General features: G+C 71.6%; 8 protein-coding genes. All 8 read left to right on the top strand.

Annotated features, from left to right (window positions below; translation table 11 throughout):
* A complete protein-coding gene (locus tag J8403_RS10675; RefSeq protein ID WP_043235769.1) occupies positions 1 to 1,182 on the top strand; it encodes an ROK family transcriptional regulator in 1,182 nt (393 codons plus the stop codon).
* Positions 1,183 to 1,500: 318 nt separating this feature from the next.
* A complete protein-coding gene (locus J8403_RS10670; protein ID WP_211122975.1) occupies positions 1,501 to 3,030 on the top strand; it encodes a sugar ABC transporter ATP-binding protein in 1,530 nt (509 codons plus the stop codon).
* Entirely contained in the window at positions 3,027 to 4,103 is a 1,077-nt protein-coding gene (locus J8403_RS10665) for an ABC transporter permease (RefSeq protein ID WP_211122974.1), read from the top strand. Before J8403_RS10670 ends, J8403_RS10665 begins: the two co-directional genes overlap by 4 nt.
* The gene (locus J8403_RS10660) at positions 4,100 to 5,155 is read left to right on the top strand and encodes a substrate-binding domain-containing protein (RefSeq protein WP_211122973.1); all 1,056 of its coding nucleotides are present in this window, start codon (positions 4,100 to 4,102) and stop codon (positions 5,153 to 5,155) included. The genes J8403_RS10665 and J8403_RS10660 overlap by 4 nt, the downstream gene beginning before the upstream one ends.
* A gap of 60 nt (positions 5,156 to 5,215) precedes the next feature.
* A complete protein-coding gene (locus J8403_RS10655; protein WP_211122972.1) occupies positions 5,216 to 6,406 on the top strand; it encodes a Gfo/Idh/MocA family protein in 1,191 nt (396 codons plus the stop codon).
* Between the two features lie 14 nt (positions 6,407 to 6,420).
* Positions 6,421 to 7,428, top strand: coding sequence for a sugar phosphate isomerase/epimerase family protein (locus J8403_RS10650; protein ID WP_211122971.1), 1,008 nt, complete (start codon positions 6,421 to 6,423; stop codon positions 7,426 to 7,428).
* 284 nt (positions 7,429 to 7,712) lie between these two features.
* On the top strand, positions 7,713 to 10,166 hold the full coding sequence (locus J8403_RS10645; protein ID WP_211122970.1) for a carbohydrate-binding protein: 2,454 nt from the start codon (positions 7,713 to 7,715) through the stop codon (positions 10,164 to 10,166).
* Positions 10,167 to 10,244: 78 nt separating this feature from the next.
* Positions 10,245 to 11,696 (top strand): ThuA domain-containing protein, encoded by a 1,452-nt coding sequence (locus J8403_RS10640; RefSeq protein WP_211122969.1) that lies wholly within the window; start codon positions 10,245 to 10,247, stop codon positions 11,694 to 11,696.
* The last annotated feature ends 245 nt before the right edge of the window (positions 11,697 to 11,941 follow it).

Here is an 11,941-nt window from a genome sequence, read left to right as displayed (position 1 = left end):
ATGACGGCACGACCGGCGAACGCGCATCAGGCGCGACTGCTCCGCCTGCTGCGCGACGGCGGCCCCAACTCCCGCGCTCAGCTGGGCGATCAGATCGACCTCTCGCGTTCGAAGCTGGCCGTGGAGATCGACCGGCTGCTGGAGACCGGGCTGGTGGCCGCGGACGGGCTCGCGGCCTCGCGCGGTGGCCGGCGCTCGCACAACATCCGGCTCGCGCCCGGGCTGCGGCTGCTCGGCGTCGACATCGGCGCCACCTCCGTGGACGTCGCCGTGACCAATGCCGAACTGGAGATTCTCGGCCATCTCAACCAGCCCATGGATGTGCGCGAGGGACCCGTCGCGGTCTTCGAGCAGGTGCTGGACATGGCCGCGAAGCTCCGGGCCTCCGGGGTGGCCGAGGGATTCGACGGGGCGGGCATAGGAGTGCCCGGCCCCGTGCGGTTCCCCGAGGGCGTGCCGGTGGCACCGCCGATCATGCCGGGGTGGGACGGCTTCCCCGTACGGGAGGCGCTCAGCCAGGAACTGGGCTGCCCGGTGATGGTCGACAACGATGTGAACCTCATGGCGATGGGGGAGCAGCATGCCGGAGTCGCCCGTTCCGTCAAGGACTTCCTCTGCGTGAAGATCGGCACCGGTATCGGCTGCGGGATCGTCGTCGGCGGTGAGGTCTACCGCGGTACGACGGGCAGCGCGGGCGACATCGGCCACATCCAGGCCGAGCCCGACGGCCGCCCCTGCGCCTGCGGCAACCACGGCTGCCTGGAGGCGTACTTCGGCGGCGCGGCGCTGGCCCGCGACGCCGAGGCGGCCGCCCGCGACGGCCGGTCGGCCGAACTCGCCGCCCGGCTCGAGGAGGTGGGCAGCCTCGCCGCCACGGACGTCGCCGCGGCGGCGTCGGCGGGCGACGCGACCGCCCTCGACCTCATCAGGGAGGGCGGCACCCGTACGGGCCAGGTCATCGCCGGGCTCGTCAGCTTCTTCAACCCCGGTCTGGTGGTCATCGGCGGCGGTGTCACCGGGCTCGGCCATACGCTGCTCGCCGCCATACGGACCCAGGTCTACCGCCAGTCCCTGCCCCTGGCCACCGGCAACCTGCCCATCGTGCTGGGCGAACTCGGCCCGGCCGCCGGGGTCACCGGCGCGGCCCGCCTGATCAGCGACCACCTCTTCTCCCCGGCCTGACGGCCTGACGGCCTGACGACCTGGTCCAGCCCGGCCACGGCCGGTCCGTACCTCGGCACAGCGCAGCAGCACGGCACCACCGAGCCGCACCACCCGGGCACCACCGAGCCGCAACAGGGCACCACCGAGCCGCACCACCCGGACCACCGTGGCGGCGCGCCGTACCCCGGCGCGCCCCGCAGCTCACCACGGCACCACATCACCGCTCCATCCAGCCCCACCTCACGCCCCACCTCACGCCCCGCCGCGCGCCCGCAGCGGCTCCGGCACGCCCAGCGACCCGCACCGCATCGAGCGAACCCGCCGAGGAGGCCAGCCATGGCACCGGCACCACCCGACCCGCGCCCGCTCCTCACCATGTCCGCGATCACCAAGTCCTTCCCCGGCGTACGGGCCCTGGACGGCGTCGACCTCGATGTCGAAGCGGGCGAGGTGCACTGTCTGCTCGGCCAGAACGGCGCGGGCAAGTCCACCCTGATCAAGGTGATCGCCGGGGTGCATCAGCCCGACAGCGGCGAGATCCTCTGGCGGGGCGCACCGGTCACCCTCAAGTCGCCCATCGCCGCCATGCGCCTGGGGATCGCCACCATCTACCAGGAACTCGACCTGGTGGAGGGGCTGTCCGTCGCCGAGAACGTGTTCCTCGGCCATGAGATGGCCACCGCCGGTTTCGTCCGCTCCCGAGCGGCCCGCACCGCCGCCGCCGCGCTCCTGGCCCGGCTCGGGCATCCCGAGATCGACCCGGGGCGGCTGGTCGGGGAGCTGTCCGCGGCCGGGCAGCAGATCGTCTCGATGGCCCGCGCGCTCTCCCACGACGTGCGGCTCATCGTGATGGACGAGCCGTCCGCGGCCCTCGACCCCGACGAGGTCGACAACCTCTTCCGCATCGTCGGCGATCTCACCGCCGCCGGGGTCGCCGTCGTCTACATCTCGCACCGGCTGGAGGAGATCCGCCGGATCGGCGACCGGGTCACCGTGCTCAAGGACGGCCGCGCGGCGGCCCGCGGGCTGGATGCCCGCACCACCCCGACCCGCGAGGTGGTGGCCCTGATGACGGGCCGGGACGTGGAGTACGCGTTCCCGCGCCGCACCACGGCGCCTCCGGCCGCGAGCGCCGAGCCCGTGCTGCGGCTGGAGAACCTCGGCAGGGCGGGGGAGTTCGAGCCGATCGACCTCGAAGTGGCGCCCGGCGAGATCGTCGGGCTCGCCGGACTCGTCGGCTCCGGGCGGTCCGAGATCCTGGAGACCGTCTACGGCGCCCGCCGCCCCACCTCGGGCCGGGTCCTGGTGGACGGCCGGGTGCTGCGCCCCGGCAGCGTGACCGCCGCCGTACGCGCCGGGCTCGGGCTCGCCCCCGAGGAGCGCAAGGCGCAGGCGCTGCTGATGCTGGAGTCCGTCACCCGCAATGTCTCGGTCTCCTCGCTGCCCCGCTTCTCCCGCGCCGGATGGGTGGACCGCGGCGCGGAGCGGGCGGCCGCCCGCCGGTGCGTCCGCGACCTCTCGCTGCACCCCGACGACCCGGAGCGGCCGGTGCGCACCCTGTCCGGCGGCAATCAGCAAAAGGCCGTGCTGGCCCGCTGGCTGCTGCGCGGCTGCCGGGTGCTGCTGCTGGACGAGCCGACGCGCGGGGTGGACGTCGGCGCCCGCGCCGAGCTGTACGCCGTGATCCGCCGACTCGCCGACGACGGCATGGCCGTCCTTCTCGTCTCCAGCGAACTGCCCGAAGTCCTGGGCCTCGCCGACCGGGTGCTGGTGCTCCGCGAGGGCCGCGTCGTGCATACGGCGCCCGCCCGGGAGCTGGACGAGCACCGCGTCCTCGATCTCGTCATGGAAGGGAGCCCGTCGTGAACTCACCCGGGAGCACGCCGGCGTCCAGCCCCCCGGCCGACTCCGCCCCGGTGCCGGGCGCGGGCGCCACGCTGACGGCCGGTCCGGTCGGCAAACCGCCGGCCGGCCGCACCGGCACCGACCCCCTGAGCAGGCTGCGGCGCCTGGCCGACCTGCGCAACCTCTCCCTCGTCGGGGTGCTGGCGGTGCTGATCGCCGTCGGCGGCTTCACCAAGCCCGACGAGTTCCTCAGCACCGACAACCTCCAGCTCGTGCTCACCCAGGCGTCCGTCATCGGCGTCGTCACCGTCGGCATGACCTTCGTCATCACCAGCGGCGGCATCGATCTGTCGGTCGGCGCGATGGTCGCCCTCGCCTCGGTGTGGGCCACCACGATCGCCACCCAGGACTACGGACTCGGCGGCATCCTGCTCTGCGCGGTCCTGGTGGGACTCGGCTGCGGACTGGTCAACGGGGTGCTCATCGCGTACGGCGGGATGGTCCCGTTCATCGCCACCCTCGCGATGCTCGCCTCCGCCCGCGGGCTCGCCCTCCAGATCAGCGACGGCCGGACCCAGGTCGTCACCGTCGAGCCGGTCCTGGACCTCGGGCTCCCGGACTCCTACGTCCTCGGCATACCGCCACTGGTGATCATCTTCGCCGCCGTCACGGTCCTCGGCTGGCTGGTGCTCAACCGCACGACCTTCGGCCGGCGCACCGTCGCCATCGGCGGCAACGCGGAGGCCGCCCGGCTCGCGGGCATCGACGTCAAACGCCAGCGGCTGATGCTGTATCTGCTCTCCGGGCTGTGCTGCGGTGTCGCCGCCTTCATGCTGGTCGTCCTCACCGGCTCCGGCCAGAACACCAACGGCAACCTGTACGAACTCGACGCCATCGCCGCCGCGATCATCGGCGGCACGCTGCTCAGCGGCGGTCGCGGCACCATCACCGGCTCCGTCCTCGGCGTCCTCGTCTTCACCACCATCACCAATCTGTTCGCCCTGAACAACCTTCAGAGCGATGTCCAGCAGATCGCCAAGGGCGCGATCATCGTCGCCGCCGTCCTGGTACAGAAGGGTCGTTCGACGCCATGAGGTTCCCACAGAGCTCCTCCCCCACCAGTCGCAGAAACCTGCTCCTGGGCACCGCCGCGGCGGGCGCGCTGTTCGCCGCCGGGTGCACCAGCAACGAGAACAACGACAGCGACGAGAACAGCAAACAGGCCGCGAACACCGCCAATGACAAGCCCGGTAAGGCGGTCACCATCGGCTTCGCCGGGCCCCAGGCCGACCACGGCTGGCTCAACGCCATCAACCAGCAGGCCAAGCGGCGCGCCAAGGAATACAAGGACGTCACGCTGGAGATCACCGAGGGCTCCAACGACACCGCCCAGCAGATCGGGCAGATCGAGACCCTCATCAACAAGAAGGTCGACGTCCTGGTCATCCTGCCCGCCGACGGCAAGGCGCTGACCCAGGTCGGGCTCAAGGCGATGCGGGCGGGCATCCCGGTCGTCAACCTCGACCGCGTCTTCGCCTCCCCGCAGGCGTACCGCTGCTGGATCGGCGGCGACAACTACGGCATGGGCCTCAACGCCGGGCACTACATCGGCGAGCAGCTCAAGGGCAAGAAGAACGCCAAGGTCATCGAGCTGGCGGGAATCGACAACCTGGAGCTGACCCGGCAGCGCACCGCGGGCTTCAACGACGCCCTGAAGAACTACCCGAACATCAAGAAGGTCGGCCGCCAGGCCGCCGAGTTCACCGTCGAGTCGGGCCAGTCGAAGATGGCCCAGCTGCTCCAGGCCCACTCCGACTTCGACGCCCTGTGGAACCACGACGACGACCAGGGCGTCGGCGCCGAGCGTGCCATCAAGCAGGCCGGGCGCGATGACTTCCTCATGGTGGGCGGCGCGGGCGCCAAGCACGCCATGGACGCCATCAAGGCCGACAACACCGTGCTGAAGGCCACCGTGCTCTACCCGCCGACCATGGCCGCCTCCGCCATCGACCTCGCCCGGGCGCTCGGCCAGGGCAAGGGCGTCGGCGGCCTCGCGGAGCTGGAGATCCCGGCCTCCCTCACCCTCTACTCCGCCGTCGTCACCAAGGACAACGTGGACGAATACCTCCCCACGGGATTCAGCTGAGCCCGCTGGAGGGCCAGACCCCCCACCTCGCGTCGGTTTGCGATCGTCAGAAGGAGTCCCATGGAAAGTCCTGAAGCGAAGACGCTCGGCGTCGGCATGGTCGGTTACGCCTTCATGGGCGCCGCACACTCCCAGGGCTGGCGTACCGTCGGCCGTGTCTTCGACCTGCCCGCGCGCCCCGTGATGTCCGCCGTCTGCGGGCGCGACGCGGAGGCCGTACGGGCCGCCGCGGACCGGCACGGCTGGGCCGCGGCCGAGACCGACTGGCGGTCGATGATCGCCCGGGACGATGTGCAGCTCGTGGACGTCTGCACCCCCGGCGACAGCCATGCCGAGATCGCCATCGCGGCCCTGGAGGCGGGCAAGCACGTGCTGTGCGAGAAGCCGCTCGCCAACTCCGTGACCGAGGCGCAGGCCATGGTGGAGGCGGCGCGGCGGGCGCGGGAGCGCGGACAGGTGGCGATGGTCGGCTTCAACTACCGCCGCGCGCCCGCGATCGCCTATGCCCGCCGGATGGTGGAGCGGGGGCGGCTCGGTGTGCTGCGGCACGTACGGGTCACCTATCTGCAGGACTGGATCGTCGACCCGGAGTTCCCCCTGGTGTGGCGGCTGCGGCGGGAGTACGCGGGCTCCGGGGCGCTCGGCGACCTGGGCTCGCACATCGTCGACCTGGCGCAGTATCTGGCGGGGGAGCGGCTGATCGGCGTCTCGGCGCTCACCGAGACGTTCATCCGGGAGCGGCCGCTGCCCGCCGGCGCGGTGGCGGGGCTCGGCGGCTCCGGGGCGGGCGGGGCGGCGCGCGGACCGGTCACGGTCGATGACGCGGCGCTGTTCACCGGGCGGTTCGGCTCCGGGGCGGTGGCGTCGTTCGAGGCCAGCCGCTTCGCCGCGGGCCGTAAGAACTCGCTCAGGATCGAGCTCAACGGCGATCACGGCTCGCTCGCCTTCGATCTGGAACGGCTCAACGAGCTGTCCTTCCACGATCACACCGAGCCCGCCGCCGACTCCGGCTTCCGCCGGATCCTGGTGACCGAGCCCGAGCACCCCTACCTGGACGCGTGGTGGCCGCCGGGCCACGCCCTCGGCTACGAGCACACCTTCGTCCACCAGGCGCGGGACATGGTGCTCGCGGTCGCCGAGGGGACCGGGCCCGAGCCGTCCTTCGAGGACGGGCTGCAGGTGCAGCAGGTACTCGCCGCCGTCGAGGAGAGCGCGGAGAAGAACTGCGTCTACACCCCCGTACCCGTCTGAGACAGGAGGCCGGAATGCCCAGACCCTTCACGCTCTTCACCGGCCAGTGGGCCGACCTTCCCCTGGAGGAGGTCTGCCGGCTGGCCCGCGACTTCGGCTACGACGGCCTGGAACTCGCCTGCTGGGGCGACCACTTCGAGGTGGACCGGGCGCTCGCCGAGCCCGGCTATCTGGACGGCCGCCACAGCCTGCTGGAGAAGTACGGCCTGAAGTGCTTCGCCATCTCCAACCACCTGGTCGGCCAGGCCGTGTGCGACTCGCCCATCGACGAGCGCCACCAGGCCATCCTGCCGGGCCGGATCTGGGGCGACGGCGAGGCCGAGGGCGTCCGGCAGCGGGCCGCCGCGGAGATGGCCGACACCGCCCGCGCCGCGGCCGCCTTCGGGGTCCGCACCGTCATCGGCTTCACCGGCTCCTCCATCTGGCATCTGGTGGCGATGTTCCCGCCGGTGGTGCCGGGGATGATCGAGCGGGGCTACGAGGACTTCGCCGAGCGCTGGAACCCGATCCTCGACGTCTTCGACGCCGAGGGCGTGCGCTTCGCCCACGAGGTGCACCCCAGCGAGATCGCCTACGACTACTGGACCACCCACCAGGCCCTGGAGGCGCTCGGCCACCGCCCCGCCTTCGGGCTCAACTTCGACCCCAGCCACTTCGTCTGGCAGGACCTGGACCCGGTCGGCTTCCTGTGGGACTTCCGGGACCGGATCTACCACGTCGACTGCAAGGAGGCCCGCAAGCGGCTGGACGGCCGCAACGGACGCCTCGGCTCCCATCTGCCCTGGGGCGACCCCCGCCGCGGCTGGGACTTCGTCTCGGCGGGCCACGGCGATGTGCCGTGGGAGGACGTGTTCCGGATGCTGCGCTCGATCGGCTACGACGGTCCGGTGTCGGTCGAATGGGAGGACGCCGGGATGGACCGGCTCACCGGCGCCCCGGAGGCGCTGGCCCGGCTGAAGCACTTCGACTTCGACCCGCCGACGGCGTCGTTCGACGCGGCCTTCGGGGGCGGGGAGAAGTAGCCCCGCCCGTCCGGCGATCGAGGACCCGCCCGAAGGGCCCCTGGGTGGGGGACCGCACACCGCGCCCCCACCCAGCTTTGTCCTGCCCGTGGATGAAGCAGGGGCTACTTTGCGTCAAAGGGGTTTCCGGACCGGACAAACACCGCTACGGTCCTTGAGATGTACCGGTCACATAGGGGCCCCTCGCCCCGGACCGGTCATCCCGGCGCGACGGCGCGCGCCTGTGCCAGTCACGGCGGCCTGACGGCCCGCCCGTACACCCCCTCTTTCCACGGAGGATCAGCGTGCACAGGAAAAGGCTTCGACTGCGCGGGCCCCTCGCGCTCGTCACGAGCGCCCTGCTCGTCGGCGCGGGGCTCGCGCTCACCGCTCCGCCGGCGGGCGCGGATCAAGCGGATCAACCCGCCCCGGCCGCCGAGCAGTTCCAGCAGGTCACCCTCGCCAAGGGCGTGGAGGAGACCGGCGAGCCCATGACGCTCGCCGTGCTCCCCGACCGCTCCGTGCTGCACACCTCGCGCGACGGCACCCTGTGGCTGACCGATGCCACGGGCGAGACCAAGGTGTCCGGCAAGCTGCCGGTCTACTCGCACGACGAAGAAGGGCTGCAAGGCGTCGGTATCGACCCCGGCTTCGCCGACAACCGCGCCATCTACCTCTACTACGCGCCCCCGCTCGACACCCCCGCCGGTGACGCCCCCACCCAGGGCACGGCCGCCGACTTCGCCAAGTTCGACGGCGTCAACCGCCTCTCCCGCTTCACCCTCAACGCCGACGGCACCCTGAACACCGGCAGTGAGAAGAAGGTCCTGGACGTCCCCGCGTCCCGCGGCATCTGCTGCCACGTCGGCGGGGACATCGACTTCGACGCCGACGGCAACCTGTACCTGTCCACCGGCGACGACAGCAACCCGTTCGAGTCCGACGGCTTCACCCCCATCGACGAGCGGGACAACCGCAACCCGGCCTTCGACGCCCGGCGCTCCGCGGGCAACTCCAACGACCTGCGCGGCAAGGTCCTGCGCATCAAGGTGGCCGACGACGGCTCGTACACCGTCCCGGACGGCAACCTCTTCGCGCCGGGCACCGAGAAGACCCGTCCCGAGATCTACGCGATGGGCTTCCGCAACCCGTTCCGGATCAGTGTCGACAAGCCGACCGGCACGGTCTACGTCGGCGACTACGGACCGGACGCCGGCGCCGCCAACCCCGAGCGCGGACCGGGTGGCGCCGTCGAGTTCGCCCGGGTGACCAAGCCCGGCAACTACGGCTGGCCGTACTGCATCGCCGACAACAAGCCGTACCGCGACTACGACTTCGCCACCGGCACCTCCGGCCCGGCCTTCGACTGCGCCGCGCCCGAGAACACCTCGCGGTACAACACCGGGCTCACCGATCTGCCGCCCGCCCAGCCCGCCTGGATCCCGTACGACAACGACTCCGTGCCCGAGTTCGGCTCCGGCTCCGAGTCCCCGATGGCCGGGCCGGTCTACCGTTATGACGCCTCGCTCGACTCACCGGTGAAGTTCCCCGAGTCGTACAACGGGAACTTCTTCGCCGGGGAGTTCGGCCGCCAGTGGATCAAGCGGATCGAGCAGGGCGCCGACGGGGCCGTGCAGAAGATCAACGACTTCCCGTGGTCCGGCACCCAGGTCATGGACTCGGCCTTCGGCCCGGACGGCGCGCTGTACGTCCTCGACTATGGCCTCGGCTACTTCAACGGCGACGAGCACTCCGCGCTCTACCGGATCGAGAACGCCACCGGCGGCCACTCGCCCATCGCCGAGGCGAGCGCCGACCGCACCTCGGGCAAGGCGCCCATGAAGGTCGCCTTCTCGTCGGCGGGCACCTCGGACGCCGACGGCGACACCCTCGCCTACAGCTGGGACTTCGGCGACGGCACGACCTCCGCCGCCACCAACCCCACCCACACGTACAAGAAGAACGGCACCTTCACCGCGACCCTCACCGTCAAGGACCCCACCGGCCGCACCGCCAGCGCCAATGTGCACCTCACCGTGGGCAACACCGCGCCCAAGGTGACGCTGCAACTGCCCGCCGACGGCCAGCTGTTCAACTTCGGCGACGAGGTCCCGTTCAAGGTCAAGGTGACCGACCCGGAGGACGGCACCGTCGACTGCGCCAAGGTCAAGGTCACCTACATCCTCGGCCATGACAGCCACGGCCACCCCGTCACCACGGCGAACGGCTGCTCCGGCACCATCAAGACCAACGCGGACGGGGAGCACGACCCCAACGCCAACATCTTCGGGGTCTTCGACGCCGAGTACACCGACGGCGGCGGAGGCGGCCAGCCGCCGCTGACCACCCACGACCAGTCCATCGTCCAGCCCAAGCACCGGCAGGCCGAGCACTACGACGACGGCCAGGGCGTCTCGGTGATCAACCACACCCCGGCCAACGGCGGCAAGACGGTCGGCAACATCGAGAACGGGGACTGGATCTCCTTCACCCCGTATGTGCTGGGCAACGCCAAGGACTTCACCGCACGGGTCTCCTCGGCGGGCGCCGGCGGCACGCTGGAGATCCACAGCGGCTCCCCGACCGGACGGCTGCTCGGCACCGTCACCGTGCCGGTGACCGGCGACTGGGAGACCTTCCAGGACGTCAAGACGACGCTGACGAAGCCCCCGAGCGGTACCACCACACTGGCTCTCGTCTTCAAGGGCGGTGCGGGAGCGCTCTTCGACGTGGACGACTTCACGATCGGCACCGGCTGACGAGTTGACGCCCGGGGCCGGGGGTGGCGGCCGTACGCGGCCGCCGCCCTTGGCCCGGGAGGAAGGAGCACGACGGATATGCACCCGCACACCTCTCCGCACTCCAGACGCGACTCCCGACCCGACTCCGGACGCGACTCCGGACCCGACTCCGGCACCCGCTCCCGGCGTGGGGCGCGCCTCGCCGCCGTCGGGGCCACGCTGCTGCTCGCCCTGACGGCCCTGCCCGCCGCCGCGTCCGGGGCTGCCACATCGGCTGCCGACGACGACCGGGTCCTGGTCTTCTCCAAGACGGCGGGCTTCCGCCATGACTCGATCCCCGACGGGGTCGCCGCCATCAAGGAACTCGGCGCGCAAAGCGGCTTCGCCGTGGACGCCACCGAGGACGGCGCCGCCTTCACCCCCGACAACCTCGCCCGCTACGACGCCGTCGTCTTCCTCTCCACGACCGGCGACGTCCTGGACACCGCCCAGCAGTCCGCGTTCGAGGGCTATGTGCGGGCGGGCGGCGGCTACGTCGGCGTCCACGCGGCCGCCGACACCGAATACGACTGGCCCTTCTACGAGGGACTGGCCGGGGCGTACTTCCAGTCCCACCCCGCGATCCAGCAGGCCACCGTGAACGTCGAGGACCGGGCCAACCCCGCGACCGCGCATCTGGCGCCGACGTGGGAGCGGACGGATGAGTGGTACAACTACCGCACCAACCCGAGGGAACGGGTGCGGGTCCTCGCCACGCTCGACGAATCCTCGTACCAGGGCGGCGCGATGGGCGAGGACCACCCCATTTCGTGGTGCCAGGAGTACCGGGGCGGACGCGCCTTCTACACCGGCTTCGGCCACACTAAGGAGTCCTACACCGACCCCGCCTTCCGGCAGCACCTGCTCGGCGGCATCCGCTACGCCACCGGCGCCGCCCACGCCGACTGCCGCCCCGAGCAGGGCTACCGCCCGCTCTTCGACGGCACCTCGACGGACGGCTGGAAGCAGGCGGGCCCCGGGAGCTTCACCCTCGACACCGCGTCCGGGACCCTCTCCTCGACCGGCGGCATGGGCATGCTCTGGTACGACGCGCGCGAGCTGCGCTCGTACTCGCTCAAGCTGGACTGGAAGATGGCGGGCGACGACAACTCCGGCGTCTTCGTGGGCTTCCCGGCCTCCGACGACCCCTGGTCGGCGGTCGACAACGGCTATGAGGTGCAGATCGACGCCACCGACACCCCCGATCACACCACCGGTTCGGTCTACGGCTTCCAGTCGGCCGACCTCGCCAAGCGGGACGCGGCGCTGAACCCGCCGGGGGAGTGGAACACGTACGAAATCCGTGTGCAGGGCGAGCGGCTGCGGATCTGGCTCAACGGCGTGAAGATCAACGACTTCACCAACCGGGACCCGGCGCGCAGCCTGCTCCAGGGCTACGTCGGCATCCAGAACCACGGGGAGGGGGACGAGGTCTCCTTCCGCGATATCCGGATCAAGGACCTGCCGGCGAAGGGCGGCGGCCACCACCAGCACCACCACGACGGCTAGGCCCCCCGGTTCGCCGTCCCGACGGCCCGAGGGGAGCCGTGGGGGCGGCGTGGCGGCGGGCAGGAGTACGCCGCCTCCTTCCCGCCGCCACCTCAACCACCCACCCGGGGGCAGGACTCCGGGGCCCACCGGCCCCGGTTCCGGCCCTCGGGCTGGGTCCTGCCCGGGCCACCCGCCCCGCTCCCGGCCACCCCGGGGCTCCGGGCGGGGGCCTGGGCCCGGAGGCCCGGGGTGGCCCGGTGGCC

Origin of the sequence: Streptomyces yatensis, from assembly GCF_018069625.1 — a bacterium.
GTDB classification, from domain to species: domain Bacteria; phylum Actinomycetota; class Actinomycetes; order Streptomycetales; family Streptomycetaceae; genus Streptomyces; species Streptomyces yatensis.
This window is presented reverse-complemented; position numbering and strand designations above follow the sequence as displayed.